Raw genomic sequence first — 16,462 nt, 5'->3', positions numbered from 1 at the left:
GATGCGTGGGAGGATCGCGTGAACGCGGGGCCGCCGGCCGCGGAGACGCTGACCGGCCGGGTCAGGGCGGCCATTCTCGGCGGCGACTTCGCGCCCAACCAGCGGCTGATCGAGGCGGACGTGTGCGAGCAGTTCGGCGCCGCGCGCGCCGCCGTGCGCGAGACGTTCAAGGAACTCGCCGGGGAGGGGCTCGTCGAGATCCTGCGCAACAAGGGCGCCAGGGTCCGGGCGATCTCGAAGGCGGAGGCCGTCGAGATCACGGAGGTGCGGATGGTGCTGGAGGGCCTGTCCGCGGCCAAGGCCGCCGAGCGGGTGACGCCCGAGCAGGCCCGGCGGCTCCGGGAGATCGTCGCCGGCATGCGGGCGGCGGTGGAGGGCCACGACCTCGACCGGTACTCGGAGCTGAACGTGCTGCTGCACGCGACGGTGCGGGAGATCGCCGGGCACCGCACGTCGGCGGCGATCATCGAGCGGCTGGGGGCGCAGGTGGTGCGGCACAAGTACCGGCTGGCCAGGCAGCCGGGCCGGGCGGCGACGTCGCTGGCGCAGCACGAGCTGATCGTGGCGGCGATCGTGGCCCGCGACCCGGAGGCGGCGCAGACCGCCATGCGGCAGCACCTGCGCAGCGTCACCAAGGCCCTGGAGTCCACCCCCGACTGACACACCACCCCGGCCGCTCCCCGCAAGCGGACCGCCGTCACAACCGATCCGGGACGAGCGCGCCGGTGTCACGACCGCTCCCCGCGAACAGGCCGCTGTCACGACCGATCCGGGACGGGTGGACCGGTGTCACGACCGATCCGGGACGGGTGGCACGCCGGTGCGGGTGACCTCGTCGAGCGTCGCGGCCGTGGCCTCCGTCATGGTGCCGGGCACCCCCAGTTCCCTGAGCATGCGCGCGGCGGCCTCCATCTCGTGCACCCGCCGCGCCCCGTGCTGCCCCGCGCCCTTGAGCAGCCGCAGCACGAACTCCTCGTCGGCGGCGGTGACGGTCTCCAGCAGGTGCGCCCAGAACCACTCCCCCAGCCCGGCCTCCCGTGCCGCCCGCTGCGCCTCGATGACCAGCGCGCTCAGCCCCTTGACCAGCACGCTGCGCAGCAGCTTGCGGGCGGCGGCGTCACCGGGCAGGCCGCCGATCGGCGTCACCGACAGGCCGAGCCGGCCCGCGAGCGCGGCGAAGCGCTCCGCCCGCGCGCCGCTGGCCAGGATGGGGGTGGCCAGGCCGCGCAGCGGGATCGGGGCCATGATGGCGCCGTCCACGACCGCCGCCCCGGCGGGCTCCAGCAGTTCGGCGATGCGCCGCTTGTCGCCGGGCGCGCAGGTGGACAGGTCGGCGTAGAGCGCGCCGGGTTCGAGGTGGGGACGGGACTCGGCGCAGGCGGTGAGGCTGTCGGCCCCGGTGGTGACGGCGATGACGAGGTCGGCCCCGCGCACGGCGTCCTCGTTGCGGGCGACCAGTTCGACCGCGCCCGGCTCGCGGGGCGGCCCGTGCCGGGTGCTCGCGGGCGGGCAGGCCGGGTCGCGGGGCGGCCCGTGCCAGGTGCTCATGGGCGGGCACGCCGGGTCGTACACGCGCAGCCGCGCCCGTCCCGCGAGCCCGGCGGCGAGCACCCGGCCGACCTCGCCGTGGCCGAGCAGCGCCACCCGGATCGCTTCCATGGTCATCCCCTCCGCAGATCGTTGACAATATTGTCCCTATGGTGCAGGCAATCCGCCGTGAATCCCACCCTCGATCGACATTGACGATGAAACTGTTGACAATCTGTCGATCCTGCTCCTAGCGTCAACGGAGTGACCCCGGCAAAGACCTCTTCCCGGACCCTGTTGGTGATCAGCGCCCACGCGGGCGACTTCGTCTGGCGCGCCAGTGGCGCGATCGCGCTGGCCACCAGCCGCGGCGAGCGGGCCAAGGTGGTGTGCCTCAGCTTCGGCGAGCGCGGCGAGTCGGCCAGGGCGTGGCGTGCCGGCAAGACGCTGGCGGAGATCAAGGCGATCCGGCGCGAGGAGGCCGAGCAGGCCGCCGCGCGGCTCGGCGCCGAGATCGACTTCCTCGACGCGGGCGACTACCCCCTGGTGGAGAGCCCGGAGCTGGTGGACCGGCTGGTACGCGTCTACCGCGACCTGGAGCCCGACGTGGTGCTGACGCACCCGCTCGCCGACCCGTACAACGGCGACCACCCGGCCGCGGCCCGCATGGCGCTGCAGGCCCGGGTGCTGGCCCAGGCCGCCGGCTACGACGCGCCCGGCGAGCCGCTCGGCGCGCCCCCCGTGTTCTTCTTCGAGCCGCACCAGCCCGAGCAGTGCGGCTTCAAGCCCGACCTGCTGCTCGACATCACCCCGGTCTTCGACGCCAAGCGCAAGGCCATGGAGTGCCTGCCGGCCCAGCGGCACATGTGGGACTACTACACCGACCTGGCCAGACGCCGCGGCGTCCAGCTCAGGCGCAACGCCGGCCCCAACCTCGGGCTCGCGCACGACACCGCCGCCGAGGCGTACATGCGGCTGTACCCGCAGGTCACGGACGTGCTGTCATGAGGAACGTGGTCGTCACCGGCATCCCGCGCGCCGACCTCGCCCGGATCGACACGCTGGCGGCGTACGGCGTCGCGACCGTGCACGAGGCCCTCGGCCGCACCGGCTACCTCGGCCCCGGGCTGCGCCCCGCCTGGCCGGGCGCCCGCACCGGCGGCAACGCCGTCACCGTGCTGTGCTGGCCCGGCGACAACCTGATGATCCATGTCGCGGTCGAGCAGTGCCGCGAGGGCGACCTCCTGGTCGTCACCACGACGTCGCCGTCCACGGACGGCATGTTCGGGGAGCTGCTCGCCACCGCGCTGCGGCGGCGCGGGGTGCGCGGGGCGGTGATCGACGCGGGCGTGCGCGACGTGGCCGAACTGCGGGAGATGGGCTTTCCCGCGTGGAGCGCCGCCGTCAGCGCGCAGGGCACCGTGAAGGCGACCCCCGGCGCGGTCAACGTGCCGATCACGATCGGCGGGCAGCTCGTCAGGCCCGGTGACACGATCCTCGCCGACGACGACGGGGTGCTCGTGTGCCCGCGCGCGGACCTGGAGCGGGGCATCGCCGCCTCCGCCGCCCGCACGGAGAAGGAGGCCGCCGCCCGCGCCGCGTTCCTGGCGGGCGAGCTCGGCCTCGACCGTTACGGCCTGCGCGAGCGCCTGCCCGGCCTGGGCGTCACGTACGAGGAGTACGACGGCGGATGAGGACGTGCCGCGCGGCGGCCCGCCCACGGATGCCTGCTTCCTGACCGGCGACCTGCCTCACGAGCTGGCCGGATGCGCCAAAGGCATGGCGCTGAAACCGATCGGCGCCTGCCCCGGCCCGCCGCGCGCCGCCCGTCAGGGCACGTGTGCCTTGATCGCCACGCTGGTGAGGGCGAGCAGCAGTTCGAGGTCGGGCTCGGCGTCCACGTGGACGGCCACCCAGGCACGGTCCTCGCACGCCTGCACCTGCTCGCACGTGCTCAGATGGGGACGCAGCCGGTCGATGGCCGGGGCGGTCAGGCGCACCCGGACCTCGTCGGCGCCGATCAGCCGCAGGATCTCGGTGCCGTGCACGGCGAACGTGGTGCCGCGCCGCCCGTCGCTCACCGCCAGCGCGGGCCACGACCTCAGCTCGGCCACCGCACGGGCCACGTACGGACCCCGTCGTTCAGCCTCCCGCCGCCAGGCGGTCATCCCTGCCACACCTCCATGCTGAGGTATGGGCATGCCCGGCGTCAGTGTCCGTTTTGCAACCGTTATCCAGCGTGCACGATCAACCACGTCGCGACCGCGGTGACGGTGGCGGAGCGGTTGCCGATGATATGCGGACGGCTGCACGGGAAGGTGATCGAGTCGCCCACCCCGAGCGTGACGACCTCCGACTCGAACTCGATCGTCAACTCCCCGGTCGTCACCGTGCCGACCTCGTAGCCCTCGTGCCGCAGGAACCTGCCATGGGCGGTGGAGACCGCGTGCGGCGGGTAGGTGGACTCGAAGAACTCGACGTCGGGCGTGGGTCCGGGCGACAGCCGCCGGAACGTCACGCCGCCGCCGAGCCGGATCGCCGCCACCTCCCCCGCCCGCCGGACGGCGAACCCGGGCAACGGCTCCCCCGCACCGGACGCCGGGTCGAGCGCCGGGTCGAAGACGGCCGCCAGCGGCACCCCGACGGCCGACACGTACGCGATCAGCCGGCTCACCGACGGCCGCATCGTGCCCCGCTCGATCTGCGACACCGCGCTGGCCGAGATGCCCAGCTCGCGGGCCAGCGCCCGCAGCGACTTGCCGGACTCCACGCGCAGTTCCCTGAGCCGCCGGCCGAGCCGCGCGCCCGCCTCCAGGTCCTCCATGGCCTCCGTCACAAGCCTTTAACGCCCACGCAATATGGACTTCCGCCCGCAAGGTGTTAAGTGATGACTTAACACCATCAGGCGCCCCACCCCCAAGGATGCCGCAGATGACACGACCCTCCGTCGCCCAAGCCCCCTCCTACGACCCCCGGCTCACCAACGAGGACCTCGCCCCGCTGCGCGAGCAGTCCTGGTCGTCGTACAACATCTTCGCCTTCTGGATGTCCGACGTGCACAGCGTCGGCGGCTACGTGACCGCGGGCAGCCTGTTCGCGCTCGGCCTGGCGAGCTGGCAGGTGCTGTTCGCGCTGCTGGGCGGCATCGTCATCGTCAACGTCTTCTGCAACCTGGTGGCCAAGCCCAGCCAGGTCACCGGCGTGCCGTACCCGGTGATCAACCGCGTCGTGTTCGGCGTGCGCGGCGCGAACATCCCGGCCATCGTGCGCGGCGTGATCGCGATCGCGTGGTACGGCGTGCAGACGTACCTGGCCTCGCAGTCGCTGATCATCATCTTCCTCAAGTTCTGGCCCGCCACCGCCGCGCTCAACGAGCCCACCTTCCTCGGCCTGTCCGTGCTCGGCTACCTCTGCTACGCCATCCTGTGGGTGGCGCAGGCGGCGGTGTTCTGGCGCGGCATGAACGCGATCCGCCGGTTCGTGGACTGGGCCGGCCCCGCCGTGTACGTGGTCATGGTCGTGCTGGCCGTCTACCTGGTGAGCCGGGCCGGCTGGGAGAACATCAGCCTGGACCTGTCGCAGGGCCCTAGCCTCGGGTTCGCCGAGTCGATCCCGGTGATGCTGAGCGCGACCGCGCTGGTCGTGTCGTACTTCTCGGGCCCGATGCTGAACTTCGGGGACTTCTCCCGCTACGGACGCTCGTTCGAGGCCGTCAAGCGCGGCAACCTGCTCGGCCTGCCGGTCAACTTCCTGTTCTTCTCCCTGCTGACGGTGATCACGGCGTCGGCCACGGTGCCGGTGTTCGGGGAGCTGATCACCGACCCGATCCACACGGTGCAGCGCATCGACACGCCGTTCGCGATCCTGCTGGGCGGCCTGACCTTCGTGATCGCGACGGTGGGCATCAACATCGTGGCCAACTTCATCTCGCCGGCCTTCGACTTCTCCAACGTCAGCCCGCAGCGGGTGAGCTGGCGCGCCGGCGGGATGATCGCCGCGGTCGGCTCGGTGCTGCTCACGCCCTGGAACTGGTACGGCAACCCCGACGCCATCCACTACACGCTCGGGCTGCTCGGGGCGCTGATCGGGCCGCTGTTCGGCATCCTGATCGCCGGTTACTACGTCTGCGCGCGGCAGCGGGTGTCGGTGGACGAGCTGTTCACGATGGACCCGGGCGGGCGCTACTGGTTCGACCGGGGCTACAACCGCAACGCCGTCTGGGCCATGGTGCTGAGCGGGCTGCCCGCCATCGCCTCGGTCCTGGTGCCGAAGCTGATCACGGCCGTGGACGTGCTGTGGATCGCCGACTATAGCTGGTTCCTCGGCTGCGGGCTCGGTTTCGTGGCCATGGTCGCGCTGGAGCGGCGCGCGCCCCGGATCGTCCCCGCATGACGCGCGTGCGGCTGATCAATCCGAACACCGCCCTGGCCATGACCGCCGCCATCGGTCGTTGCGCCAGGGCGGTGGCGTCTCCCGGCACCACCGTGACCGCGGTGAGCCCGGCCATGGGGCCCGAGTCGATCGAGAGCCACTACGACGAGGCGCTGGCCGTGCCGGGCGTGCTGGCCGAGATCGCGGCGGGCGAGCGGGAAGGGGTGGACGCGTACGTCATCGCCTGTTTCGGCGACCCCGGCCTGGACGCCGCCCGCGAGCTGGCCGCCGGCCCCGTGATCGGCATCGCGGAGGCCGCCATGCACGCCGCCACGCTGGTCGGCCGGAGCTTCAGCGTGGTGACCACGTTGTCCAGGACGACCGGGCGGGCCTGGGACCTGGCGCACCGCTACGGCTTCGCCGCCGCCTGCCGGGGCGTGCACGCCTGCGACATCCCGGTCCTGGACCTGGAGCAGCCGCGGGCCCGCGCGCAGGTGACGGAGCTGTGCGCGGCGGCGGTGGCCCGGGACGGCAGCGACGCGGTCGTGCTCGGCTGCGCGGGCATGGCCGAGTTCTGCGCCGAGGTGTCGGAGGCGACGGGCGTGCCGGTGATCGACGGGGTGAGCGCGGCGACCCGGTTCGCCGAGTCGCTGGTCGCCCTCGGCCTGCGGACGAGCACCCGGGGCGAGTACGCTCGGCCGGGCCCCAAGCGTTACTCGGGTTTACTGCGCGATTTCACGATCTGAGCGAGACGTATTGACTGCTCCGCGGGTTGGGGATACCGTCACCATAACTAAAAGGAAACTTTACTAATAGTTTCCTAGGCATCCCACCCCCTGTACACCCCCCAACGGATGTCGGAGCATCATGAGACACACCATCATGAGCAAGGTCCTGGCCGGGCTGGCGGCGCTGGCGCTGCCGCTCACCGCGGCCGTCACCGTCCCGCCCGTCGCCTCCGCCGCGTCCGCCGTGCGGTTCGCCGCGGCCGAGTGGGCGCCCTGGACGGCGTACCCGGCGGGCGCGCGCGTCAGCTACAACGGCGTCGAGTACGAGTGCCTCCAGAGCCACACCTCCCAGCCCGGCTGGGAGCCCTCGAACGTGCCCGCGCTGTGGAAGGTCGCGACCGGCGGCGGCACCGACACCACCGCGCCCAGCGTGCCGGCCAACCTGCGGTCCACGGGCGTCAGCAGCAGCACGGTCGCCCTGGCCTGGAACGCCTCCACCGACAACGTCGCACCGACACCGGCCTGACCGCCAACACCGCCTACACCTACACCGTCCGCGCCCGCGACGCCGCCGGCAACCGCTCCGCCGCCAGCACCGCCGTCACCGCGACGACGAGCGGCGGCAGTGGCGGCGGCGGGAACAAGGTGCTCGGCTACTTCGTGCAGTGGGGCATCTACCAGCGCGGCTACCACGTCAAGAACATCGACACCAGCGGCTCGGCGGCCAAGCTGACGCACATCAACTACGCCTTCGGCAACGTCGCGAACGGCCAGTGCGCGATCGGCGACAGCTACGCCGACTACGACCGCGCCTACCAGGCGGGCGAGAGCGTGGACGGCGTCGCCGACACCTGGGACGCCGGCGCGCTGCGCGGCAACTTCAACCAGCTCCGCAAGCTCAAGAAGAAGTACCCGAACCTGAAGGTGCTCTGGTCCTTCGGCGGCTGGACCTGGTCCGGCGGCTTCGGCCAGGCCGCGCAGAACCCGGCCGCGTTCGCCGACTCCTGCTACAAGCTGGTCGAGGACCCGCGCTGGGCGGACGTCTTCGACGGCATCGACATCGACTGGGAGTACCCGAACGCCTGCGGCCTGACCTGCGACACCAGCGGCCCGGCCGCGTTCAGGAACGTCATGTCGGCGCTGCGCTCCCGCTTCGGCTCCGGCAACCTGGTCACCGCCGCGATCACCGCCGACGGCACCGACGGCGGCAAGATCGACGCGGCCGACTACGGCGGCGCGGCGCAGTACGTGGACTGGTACAACGTCATGACCTACGACTTCTTCGGCGCGTGGGCGGCGCAGGGCCCGACGGCCCCGCACTCGCCGCTCAACTCCTACTCCGGCATCCCGATCGCGGGCTTCCACTCCGACAGCGCGATCCAGAAGCTCAAGAGCAAGGGCATCGCGGCGAGCAAGCTGCTGCTCGGCATCGGTTTCTACGGCCGCGGCTGGACCGGGGTCACGCAGGCCGCCCCGGGCGGCACGGCCACGGGCCCGGCGCCGGGCACGTACGAGCAGGGCATCGAGGACTACAAGGTGCTCAAGACGCGCTGCCCGGCCACGGGGACGGTCGCGGGCACGGCGTACGCGTACTGCGGCAACCAGTGGTGGAGCTACGACACGCCGGCCACGATCGGCGGCAAGATGAGCTACGCGAAGGGCCAGGGCCTCGGCGGCGCGTTCTTCTGGGAGCTCAGTGGCGACACGACGAACGGGGAGCTGATCACGGCCGTGAAGGGCGGCCTGGGCTGACCCGCTGAACACGGGGCCCGATGCGGCATCGGGCCCCTGAGAGACCGGGGCCGGCCCTCCGCGCCTGAGGGCCGGCCCCGTTTCCGCCCGTCCGGGGGCCGGGCGGGAGCCCGCGCTCAGCCCAGTTCGCTCACCTGCTCCGCCGTCAGCTCGACGGCCGAGGCCCCGAGGTTCTCCTCCAGGTGAGCGATCGACGACGTGCCAGGGATCGGCAGCGTCACCGGCGACCTGGCCAGCAGCCAGGCCAGGCTGACCTGCGACGGCGTGGCCCCGACCGCCTTGGCCACGTGCTCGACCGGGCTGTCCGGCCCCGTCAGCGCGCCCTTGGCGACAGGGCTGTAGGGGATGAAGACGATCCCCTGCTCGGCGCAGTGCTCCAGCACCGGCTCCGAGAAGCGGTTGGTCAGGTTGTAGCGGTTCTGCACGGAGGCGATGGCGGCGACCCGCCGCGCCCGCTCCAGTTCCGCGACGTTCACCTCGGACAGGCCGATCTCGGCGATCTTGCCCTCGCGGCGCAGCGCGTCCAGCTCGCCGATCTGGTCCTCCATCGGCACCTCCGGGTCGATGCGGTGGAGCTGGAGCAGGTCGAGCCGCTCGACGCCGAGCCGGCGCAGGCTCATCTCGACCTCCTGACGCAGGTAGGCCGGCCGCCCCACGGGGTGCCACTGGCTCGGCCCGGTGCGTACGAACCCGGCCTTGGTCGCGATCAGCAGGCCCTCCGGGTACGGGTGCAGCGCCTCGCGGATCAGTTCCTCGTTGACGTACGGCCCGTAGGAGTCGGCCGTGTCGATGAAGTTCACGCCCAGCTCGACCACCCGGCGCAGCACCCGCAGGGCCGCGTCGCGGTCGGCGGGCGGGCCCCAGACGCCCGGCCCCGTCAGGCTCATGGCTCCGTAGCCGAGGCGGTGCACGGTCTTGCCGCCGATGGCCAGCGTGCCGGCGGACGGGAGGGAGATGGGCATGCGGTTCCTCACCTTGGCTGCTCGCGACGTTCCGGGTCCGTGATGCAACGGATACGTGGTGACTCTTTCCCTGCCACGCGACCCAAGAATACGTTTCGGGGCATCTGCGGAATTTGATCTGGTTCACCCTCCCATTCCGAGGAGCAGCATGCGTTCCCGCTTACGCAACGGCGCGGTCGGCGCCATCACGGCCGCGGCCCTGGTCCTTACCCCTGTCACCCTCGCCACGCCCGCCCACGCCCATTCCGGCGGGCACGGCGGCGCCGCGGACTCCGTACGGAAGCTGGTCAAGGCCGTAACGGGCAAGAACGTCAAGAAGCATCTGCGGGCCCTGCAGTCCATCGCCGACGCCAACGGCGGCACCCGCGTCTCGGGCACCTCCGGCTTCGACGCCTCGCGCGACTACGTGGCCGGCAAGCTGCGCCGCGCCGGGTACGACGTGACGATCCAGCCCTTCGAGTTCACCTTCGACGGCTACGTCACCCCGCCCTTGCTCAAGCGGACCAGCGGCGAGCAGAAGACCTACACCTACGGCTTCTTCGGTGACTTCGTCGCGCTGCAGGACTCCCCCGCCGGCGCCGCGAGCGGCCGGATCCGGCCGGTGGACCTCGTGCTGCCGCCCGGGGCGGAGGCCAACTCCTCGACGTCGGGATGCGAGGCGAGCGACTTCGCCGGGTTCCCGGCCGGCGACGTCGCGCTGATGCAGCGCGGCACCTGCAACTTCCGCGTCAAGGTGGACAACGCCGTCGCGGCCGGGGCCTCGGCGGCCATCGTCTTCAACGAGGGGCAGGAGGGCCGGACCGAGGTCGACCTCAACCCGGTGCTCGGCGGGCCCGGCGTGACGATCCCCTCGTTCTTCACCAGCTTCGCGGTCGGCGCCGAACTGGCCGCCACGGCGGGCACCACCGTCGAGCTGAACTGGGATCCGATCGTGGAGACCAGGACCACGTACAACGTGATCGCGCAGAGCCGCAAGGGCGACCCGGACAACGTCGTCATGCTCGGCTCGCACCTGGACAGCGTGCAGGAGGGACCGGGCATCAACGACAACGGCTCCGGCAGCGCGGCCGTCCTGGAGGTGGCGCTGCGGATGGCCGGGACCAAGCCGGCGAACCGGATGCGCTTCGCCTTCTGGGGGGCCGAGGAGTTCGGGCTGCTCGGCTCCGGGCACTACGTGGCCTCGCTGACACCGGAGGAGCGGGCCAGGATCGCCCTCTACCTCAACTTCGACATGATCGCCTCGCCCAACTACACCTTCGGCGTCTACGACGGGGACGGTGACGCCTTCGGCACGGCCGGGCCCGCCGGGTCGGACGTGATCGAGGCGGACTTCGAGAAGTTCTTCGCCGGGCGCGGGCTGCCGTACAAGGCCACGGCCTTCACCGGACGCTCGGACTACGGGCCCTTCATCTCCGTCGGGATCCCGTCGGGCGGGCTGTTCACCGGTGCCGAGGTGCTCAAGACCGCCGAGGAGGCGGCGATCTTCGGCGGCACGGCCGGGATCCCGCTCGATCCCTGCTACCACAGCGCCTGCGACACCATCAGGAACATCGACGACCGCGCCCTGGACGTGAACGCCGACGCCGTCGCCACCCTGGCGGGCACGTACGCGTACGACACGAAGGGCATCGGGCCCGCCGCGCCGGCCGCCCCGGCCTCCCGGGGCGCGCACGCGCACGGGCCCGCGCCGTCCGCCTCCTGACCCCCACGGGCGCCCGGGGCCGCGCGGCCCCGGGCGCCCCTCACCGTCAGGGGCGGGGCTGGTGGCCGAAGCGGACCGGCTTCGGGCCCCGGAGCCGGACCTCCGGGTCGGGCATCGCCTGCTCCCGTCCCGCCCGCCGCACGGCCGGCTCGACGACCGCGGGCGGCTCACCGGCCTCGGCGATCCGCCGTACCAGCCGCTCGCGCAGCCCGGTGGCCACCTCCGCGTGCGAGGCGTACCCGGCCAGGTTGACCAGTTCGTGCGGATCGTTGTCCAGGTCGTACAGGGCCTGCTCGCGGTAGACGGGCGCGCCCGGGTCGTCCCAGGGGTGGGCGTCCTCGGCGACGGCGTAGTACTTCCACCGCGACGTGCGGATCCCGCGCCCCACCTCCGACTCGCTCACCTGGAAGAACACCTCCTCCGGCCAGGACGCGCGCGAGTCGCGGGCCAGCGGCAGGAACGAGCGCCCCTGCATCTCTTCCGGCACCGGCAGCCCGGCGGCCTCCAGCAGCGTCGGCGGCAGGTCGAGGGTGCTGACCGGCCGCGCGATGGCCCCGCCGCCGTCGAAGCCCGGCCCGCGCAGCGCCAACGGCACCCGCAGGGAGGCGTCGTGGCAGGAGCGCTTGTACTCGCCGTTGCGGGTCTTGAAGTGGTTGCCGTGGTCGGAGGTGTAGGCCACGATCGTGTCGTCCAGCAGGTCCATGCTGCGCAACGCGTCCAGCAGCCGGCCGAGACCCTCGTCGAGCCGCTTGACCTGGCCCAGGTAGCCGCCCATGTGCTGGTGGGCGGTGCCGCCGAGGGCGGCCAGGTCCGGCGGCATCCAGCGGCCCTGGTAACGCTCCTCGTAGCCGTCGGGGGCCGGGTAGTTGTCCACCTCGTTCTGGTGGTGCGGCTCCAGGAGCGACAGGAACAGGTAGAACGGCTCGTCGGCGTGGTCGGCGACGAAGCGCACGGCGGCGTCCACGAGCGCGTCGGAACGGTAGCCGGGCAGCAGGACGGGCTCGTTCGCCTCGTCGTAGACGATCGTCCGGTAGGCGTCGGAGGTGTGCTCCAGGGCGTTGGCCGCCAGCCACGACCGGTAGCCGCCGCGCCGCTCCCGCGGCACCGGCTCGGCCCCGCCCAGATGCCACTTGCCGATGTAGCCGGTGGCGTAGCCGGCCGCGTCGAAGTGGTGGGCCAGCGTGCGCTCCTCGGGGGGCAGCACGCGGCCGTTGCGGTAGACGCCGGTCGTGGTCGGGTAGCGGCCCGTCTGGAGCGCGGCGCGGGCGGGGGCGCACACCGGCTGCGGGGTGAGCGCGACCGTGGCCTGCGTGCCGTGCCTGGCCATGCTGTCGAGATTGGGGGTGAAGGGGCCGACGGTGTCCCACCGCTGCTGGTCGGTGAAGACGACGATCACGTTCGGGCGCAAAACAGCGGACTCCTTATTTCAGACCGGTCAGGGCGATGCCCCGGACGAAGTATCTCTGGGTGCAGACGAACAGGACGGCGGTGGGCACGAAGAGGATCACCGAGCCGGCGGCCGTGAGGTGCCACAGCGTGAAGTACTCCTGGTTGAACAGGGTCAGCCCGACCGGGATGGTGCGCATCTCGGCCGTGGTGGTGGCGACCAGCGGCCAGAGGAACTCGTTCCACTGGAAGACGAACGTGAACAGCCCGAGCACGGCCAGCGCCGGCCGCGTCTGCGGCAGGATGACGCTGCGGTAGATCCGCAGCTCGGAGGCGCCGTCGATGCGCGCGGCGTTGATCAGGTCGTCGGGGATGGGCTGGATGAACTGCCGCATGAGGAAGATCCCGAACGCGTCCATGAGGAACGGCGTGATCAGCCCCTGGTAGGTGTTCAGCCACCCCATGTTGGCCATGAGCACGTACAGCGGGATCATCCGCACGAAGAACGGCACCATGAGGGTGGCCAGCAGCGCCACGAACAACGTGTTGCGCAGCGGGAAGCGGAACTTGGCGAAGACGTACCCGACGAGCGGGTCGAACAGCAGGTGCGCCAGCGTGATCACGCCGGCCACGATCAGGCTGTTGACGATGAAGTTCCCGAACGGCGCCCGGGTGAACAGCTCGGCGTAGTTGCCCCACTGCGGCGACTCCGGCACCAGCACGGCGTTGGCCGACAGCGTCTCGGCCTCGGTCTGCAGCGACAGCGAGAGCATGTAGAGCAGCGGCACGACCGTGACGAGACCGGCCAGCCCGAGCAGGGCGTAGAGCAGCCATTTACGCGTCCCCATCAGTACGTGACCTCCCCGCGCCGCCCGGCCCGCAACTGGACCACGGTGAACGCCACGATCACCATCAGCAGCAGCACCGACTGGGCCGAGGAGTAGCCGAAGTCCCTGGTGCGGAAGGCGACGTTGAAGATGTGGAAGACGGACAGGTCGGTGGCGTCGCCGGGCCCGCCGTTCGTGATGATGTACGCCTGCCCGAACGCCTGCAGCCCCGAGATGACCGCCATCACCGAGACGAACAGCGTGGTCGGGGCGAGCAGCGGCAGCGTGATCCGCCAGAAGCGGTGCCAGGCGTCCGCCCCGTCGATCCTGGCCGCCTCGTGGTAGGTCTCCGGGATGCCCTGCAACCCCGCCAGGAACAGCACCATCGTGTACCCGACGCTCTGCCAGAGCGTGACGGCGGCGATCGTGAGCAGCGGCGCGGTGTTGAGCCACTGCTGCTCGGGCAGCCCGATCGCGCCCAGCGCCCGGTTCAGCACGCCCAGTTCGGGGTCGAGGATGTTGCGCCACAGCAGCCCGACGATCGCCACCGAGGTCAGGTACGGCACCAGCAGCAGCACCCGGAAGACCACCCGGCCCCGCAGCGGCTGGTCGATCGCCAGCGCCAGGGCCAGCCCGATCACGATGGAGCCGGCCACCACCATCGCCGAGAAACCGACGGTGACCAGGAACGAGTGCCGCACGGCGGGGTCGGCCAGGGCCTGCGTGTAGTTGCCCAGGCCGGCCCACTGGTCGGCCATCGGCCCGGTGCGGAAGCTGGTGGCCACCACGTTGCCGATGGGCAGGTAGAAGAAGGCGGCGAAGAACAGGATGGCGGGCAGGAGGAACAGGTAGGCGGTCCTGGCGTACCGCCCGTAGAGCGTGCGCGACCTCACCTGAGGAAGCCCTCCGCCGCCTTCACGAAGGCGTCGAGGGCCTCGGCGGCCGGCTGGTTCTGGATGAGCACCTGCTGGTACATGACCTTGAGCTGCTCCTCCCACTTGCCGAGCTGCCCCGTCAGGCGTACTTGCTGGGAGGAGTCCTTGGCGGTGGGCAGGGCCTCGGCGAAGACCTTGGTGACGGGGTCGGACTGCACCTCGGGCAGGTCCACCCACGACTTGCGCGGCATGAGCATGCCGGTTTCCTTCGTGGCGGCCTGCTCGACCTCCAGCGCCGTGATGCGCTTGATGAAGTCCCAGGACAGGTCGGGCCTGGCCGCCTTGGCGGGCACGAACATGCTGACCCCGGCCGCCTGCGTGGCCGCCGTCTTGTTCTTCAGCGGCGGCGCGACGCCCAGCTCGATGTCGGCGCTGGTCTTCCTGATGGGTTCGAGGTCCCACGGGCCGGTGAGGATCATCGCGGCGCGCTTGGCGGAGAACAGCTTCTGCGGGCCCGAGTAGTCGGTGCTGGAGACCGGCACCGGAGCCACCTTGTGCTGGTGGATCAGGTCGGCCTGGAACTGCAGGGCGGCGACGGCGTCCGCGCGCGGCTCCATGATCGCCTTGGTGTCCAGGTCGTAGGGGGTGATCCCGGCCTGCACCAGCCAGGGCCACATGTAGGTGTAGTCCTGATTGAGGGCGATGCCGTAGACGCCGTCCTTGGTGAGCTTCTTGGCCGCGTCGAGGAGTTCCTCCCAGGTGGTCGGCGCCTCCACCCCGGCGTCCCTGAGCATGGCCTTGTTGTACAGGAGGGTGTTGCAGGTCAGGTGGAGCTGAACGCCGTACACCTTGCCCTGGTAGGAGTTGCGCTCGACGGTCACCGGCTGCCAGTCGGACGGGAAGCCCATGGCCTGGCCGTCGCGGTCGACGTAGTCCTGGAGCGAGCGGGCGTTGCCCGAGACGGCGAACTCCTGCACCCACCCGCCGGGCTCCTCCACCAGGTCGGGCACGGTGCCGGAGGCGAAGTCGGCCAGCAGCCTGGTCCGCAGGTCGGGCCACTGGTACTTCTGCAGGTTGACGGTGACCTTGTTGGCCTGCTCGAACTCGGCGATCACCTTGCGGTAGGCCGCGTAGTCGTGGCCCGCGTTCCAGTAGACCGTGAACGTGCCGGGCGCGGCGCTCTGCGTGGCGGGCGCTCCGGCGCAGGACGACAGGACGGGCACCGCGGCGGCGGCCCCGACGAGGCGGAGCAGGTCACGGCGTGAGGGGTGGGAAGACATCTCGCTATTTCCCTTTCTAGGACGAGCCCCGCCGCACGAAGGTCCACGAACGGACGATCTCGCGGGCGGGTGGCGGCTCCTCGGCCTGGAGGCGGTCGAAGAGCAGGCGTACGACGTCGGTGTAGTCGTGCCGGAGCGGACCGACGGTGCTGAGCTGCGGATTGCTGATGAGACCCTCGTCGATGTTGCCGACGCCGACGACCGCGACGTCCCCGGGCACGCTGAGCCCCAGGTCCCTGGCGGCCCAGATGGCGCTGATCGCCGCCCGGTCGGAGGCGGCGAAGATCGCGTCGGGCCGGTCGGGCGAGCTGAGCAGTTCGGTGGCCGTCTGGTACGCGGACACGCGGTCGTCCGCGCCTCCGGTGATGATGCGTTCCGTCACACCGTGCCGGTCGAGGGCGGTGGTGTAGCCGAGCAGCCGGCCCTCGGGCTTGTCGCGGTAGACCTCGTAGCGCTGGGCCATGAACGCGATCCGCCGCCGGCCGGTGGCGAGCAGGTGCTCGACCGCCTCGGCGCACGCCTCCATCTCCGGGGTGCGTACGATGTCGCAGCCGTCGAGCCGGCTGCCGTTGCTCATCACCACCATCGGCAGCCCGGTGGCGGCCAGCCCGCCGAGCAGGTCGTGCGCCAGGTGGTCGCCGGTCAGGCGGATCAGCGCGCCGTCGGCGATGCCGCCGCGCAGCGCCTCCACGGCGGCCTGGGCGCGCGCCTCGGAGTAGACGGCGAGCGTCACCACCGAGTAGCCGCGTGCGTCGGCCATCTCGTGCAGGTCCATGGCCAGCCGGGCGTCGGTGGGCACGCCGCCGAACGTGCTCAGCACCAGGCAGACGCGCTGGGTACGGCGTTTGCGCAGGCTTCTGGCGGCTTGGTTGGGGGTGTAGCCGAGTTGCCTGGCGGCGTCGAGCACCCGCTGCCTGGTCTCGGCGGCGACGCGGCGATCGCGCCCGCTGAGCACGTAGGACACGGTCGCCACGGAGACGTTCGCCAGTTCGGCCACTTGTCGTGCTGTTGGTCTCATGTTAGTCGAATAACCTAGCATTCCCTACAGGATT

General features: G+C 71.4%; 16 protein-coding genes and 1 pseudogene. 8 read left to right on the top strand and 9 right to left on the bottom strand.

Annotated elements, in window-relative coordinates; genetic code table 11:
• The first annotated feature begins 18 nt into the window (after nucleotides 1-18).
• Entirely contained in the window at nucleotides 19-660 is a 642-nt protein-coding gene (locus tag FAF44_RS29100) for a GntR family transcriptional regulator (protein ID WP_237106487.1), read from the top strand.
• Nucleotides 661-789: 129 nt separating this feature from the next.
• Here FAF44_RS29100 and FAF44_RS55030 read toward each other — a convergent pair whose 3' ends face one another.
• Complete coding sequence (locus FAF44_RS55030) at nucleotides 790-1,659, bottom strand: NAD(P)-dependent oxidoreductase (RefSeq protein ID WP_272895159.1); 870 nt, start codon at nucleotides 1,657-1,659, stop codon at nucleotides 790-792.
• A 132-nt stretch (nucleotides 1,660-1,791) separates the two neighbouring features.
• Here FAF44_RS55030 and FAF44_RS29090 point away from each other — a divergent pair, with 132 nt between their 5' ends.
• Both FAF44_RS29090 and FAF44_RS29085 read left to right on the top strand, forming a co-directional pair.
• Nucleotides 1,792-2,535, top strand: a complete 744-nt coding sequence (locus tag FAF44_RS29090; protein WP_237106486.1) for a PIG-L deacetylase family protein — start codon at nucleotides 1,792-1,794, stop codon at nucleotides 2,533-2,535.
• A complete protein-coding gene (locus FAF44_RS29085; RefSeq protein WP_237106485.1) occupies nucleotides 2,532-3,221 on the top strand; it encodes a 4-carboxy-4-hydroxy-2-oxoadipate aldolase/oxaloacetate decarboxylase in 690 nt (229 codons plus the stop codon). Before FAF44_RS29090 ends, FAF44_RS29085 begins: the two co-directional genes overlap by 4 nt.
• Before the next feature lie 135 nt (nucleotides 3,222-3,356).
• Here FAF44_RS29085 and FAF44_RS29080 read toward each other — a convergent pair whose 3' ends face one another.
• A complete protein-coding gene (locus tag FAF44_RS29080) occupies nucleotides 3,357-3,695 on the bottom strand; it encodes a luciferase family protein (RefSeq protein WP_237106484.1) in 339 nt (112 codons plus the stop codon).
• A gap of 62 nt (nucleotides 3,696-3,757) precedes the next feature.
• Entirely contained in the window at nucleotides 3,758-4,351 is a 594-nt protein-coding gene (locus FAF44_RS29075) for a helix-turn-helix domain-containing protein (RefSeq protein WP_237106483.1), read from the bottom strand.
• 107 nt (nucleotides 4,352-4,458) lie between these two features.
• Here FAF44_RS29075 and FAF44_RS29070 point away from each other — a divergent pair, with 107 nt between their 5' ends.
• The 4 genes and pseudogenes from FAF44_RS29070 to FAF44_RS29060 all read left to right on the top strand — a co-directional run bounded on the left by FAF44_RS29070 (nucleotide 4,459) and on the right by FAF44_RS29060 (nucleotide 8,378).
• A complete protein-coding gene (locus FAF44_RS29070) occupies nucleotides 4,459-5,919 on the top strand; it encodes an NCS1 family nucleobase:cation symporter-1 (protein WP_237106482.1) in 1,461 nt (486 codons plus the stop codon).
• Nucleotides 5,916-6,644, top strand: a complete 729-nt coding sequence (locus FAF44_RS29065; protein WP_237106481.1) for an aspartate/glutamate racemase family protein — start codon at nucleotides 5,916-5,918, stop codon at nucleotides 6,642-6,644. Before FAF44_RS29070 ends, FAF44_RS29065 begins: the two co-directional genes overlap by 4 nt.
• 121 nt (nucleotides 6,645-6,765) lie before the next feature.
• A pseudogene (locus tag FAF44_RS56460) lies at nucleotides 6,766-6,957 on the top strand (carbohydrate-binding protein); the annotation flags it as partial.
• Nucleotides 6,958-7,010: 53 nt separating this feature from the next.
• Nucleotides 7,011-8,378, top strand: a complete 1,368-nt coding sequence (locus tag FAF44_RS29060; RefSeq protein ID WP_237106480.1) for a glycoside hydrolase family 18 protein — start codon at nucleotides 7,011-7,013, stop codon at nucleotides 8,376-8,378.
• 116 nt (nucleotides 8,379-8,494) lie between these two features.
• Here FAF44_RS29060 and FAF44_RS29055 read toward each other — a convergent pair whose 3' ends face one another.
• Nucleotides 8,495-9,340 (bottom strand): aldo/keto reductase, encoded by an 846-nt coding sequence (locus FAF44_RS29055; RefSeq protein ID WP_237106479.1) that lies wholly within the window; start codon nucleotides 9,338-9,340, stop codon nucleotides 8,495-8,497.
• Between the two features lie 148 nt (nucleotides 9,341-9,488).
• On the opposite strand from FAF44_RS29055, the gene FAF44_RS29050 reads away from it, so the two are divergent.
• Nucleotides 9,489-11,042 (top strand): M28 family metallopeptidase, encoded by a 1,554-nt coding sequence (locus FAF44_RS29050; RefSeq protein ID WP_237106478.1) that lies wholly within the window; start codon nucleotides 9,489-9,491, stop codon nucleotides 11,040-11,042.
• Between the two features lie 46 nt (nucleotides 11,043-11,088).
• Here the strand turns inward: FAF44_RS29050 and FAF44_RS29045 are convergent, their stop codons facing one another.
• Genes FAF44_RS29045 through FAF44_RS29025 form a run of 5 tightly spaced genes read right to left on the bottom strand, consistent with a single transcriptional unit; the run spans nucleotide 11,089 to nucleotide 16,428 of the window.
• On the bottom strand, nucleotides 11,089-12,450 hold the full coding sequence (locus FAF44_RS29045) for a sulfatase-like hydrolase/transferase (protein ID WP_237106477.1): 1,362 nt from the start codon (nucleotides 12,448-12,450) through the stop codon (nucleotides 11,089-11,091).
• Between the two features lie 13 nt (nucleotides 12,451-12,463).
• Complete coding sequence (locus FAF44_RS29040) at nucleotides 12,464-13,276, bottom strand: carbohydrate ABC transporter permease (RefSeq protein ID WP_237106476.1); 813 nt, start codon at nucleotides 13,274-13,276, stop codon at nucleotides 12,464-12,466.
• A complete protein-coding gene (locus tag FAF44_RS29035; RefSeq protein WP_237106475.1) occupies nucleotides 13,276-14,148 on the bottom strand; it encodes a carbohydrate ABC transporter permease in 873 nt (290 codons plus the stop codon). The genes FAF44_RS29040 and FAF44_RS29035 overlap by 1 nt, the downstream gene beginning before the upstream one ends.
• Nucleotides 14,145-15,410, bottom strand: coding sequence for a sugar ABC transporter substrate-binding protein (locus FAF44_RS29030; protein WP_237106474.1), 1,266 nt, complete (start codon nucleotides 15,408-15,410; stop codon nucleotides 14,145-14,147). Before FAF44_RS29030 ends, FAF44_RS29035 begins: the two co-directional genes overlap by 4 nt.
• A 16-nt stretch (nucleotides 15,411-15,426) precedes the next feature.
• Nucleotides 15,427-16,428, bottom strand: coding sequence for a LacI family DNA-binding transcriptional regulator (locus tag FAF44_RS29025; RefSeq protein ID WP_237106473.1), 1,002 nt, complete (start codon nucleotides 16,426-16,428; stop codon nucleotides 15,427-15,429).
• Between the last annotated feature and the right edge of the window lie 34 nt (nucleotides 16,429-16,462).

It is taken from the genome of Nonomuraea sp. MG754425, assembly GCF_021699195.1.
GTDB lineage: Bacteria > Actinomycetota > Actinomycetes > Streptosporangiales > Streptosporangiaceae > Nonomuraea.
This window is presented reverse-complemented; position numbering and strand designations above follow the sequence as displayed.

What these genes read in the sequence shown, in the direction of transcription:
- FAF44_RS55030 (WP_272895159.1), bottom strand. Translation starts at nt 1,659, where the DNA reads ATGGAAGCGATCCGGGTGGCGCTGCTCGGCCACGGCGAGGTCGGCCGG.
- FAF44_RS29085 (WP_237106485.1), top strand. Translation starts at nt 2,532, where the DNA reads ATGAGGAACGTGGTCGTCACCGGCATCCCGCGCGCCGACCTCGCCCGG.
- FAF44_RS29055 (WP_237106479.1), bottom strand. Translation starts at nt 9,340, where the DNA reads ATGCCCATCTCCCTCCCGTCCGCCGGCACGCTGGCCATCGGCGGCAAG.
- FAF44_RS29075 (WP_237106483.1), bottom strand. Translation starts at nt 4,351, where the DNA reads ATGGAGGACCTGGAGGCGGGCGCGCGGCTCGGCCGGCGGCTCAGGGAA.
- FAF44_RS29050 (WP_237106478.1), top strand. Translation starts at nt 9,489, where the DNA reads ATGCGTTCCCGCTTACGCAACGGCGCGGTCGGCGCCATCACGGCCGCG.
- FAF44_RS29030 (WP_237106474.1), bottom strand. Translation starts at nt 15,410, where the DNA reads ATGTCTTCCCACCCCTCACGCCGTGACCTGCTCCGCCTCGTCGGGGCC.
- FAF44_RS29080 (WP_237106484.1), bottom strand. Translation starts at nt 3,695, where the DNA reads ATGACCGCCTGGCGGCGGGAGGCTGAACGACGGGGTCCGTACGTGGCC.
- FAF44_RS29065 (WP_237106481.1), top strand. Translation starts at nt 5,916, where the DNA reads ATGACGCGCGTGCGGCTGATCAATCCGAACACCGCCCTGGCCATGACC.
- FAF44_RS29040 (WP_237106476.1), bottom strand. Translation starts at nt 13,276, where the DNA reads ATGGGGACGCGTAAATGGCTGCTCTACGCCCTGCTCGGGCTGGCCGGT.
- FAF44_RS29025 (WP_237106473.1), bottom strand. Translation starts at nt 16,428, where the DNA reads ATGAGACCAACAGCACGACAAGTGGCCGAACTGGCGAACGTCTCCGTG.
- FAF44_RS29070 (WP_237106482.1), top strand. Translation starts at nt 4,459, where the DNA reads ATGACACGACCCTCCGTCGCCCAAGCCCCCTCCTACGACCCCCGGCTC.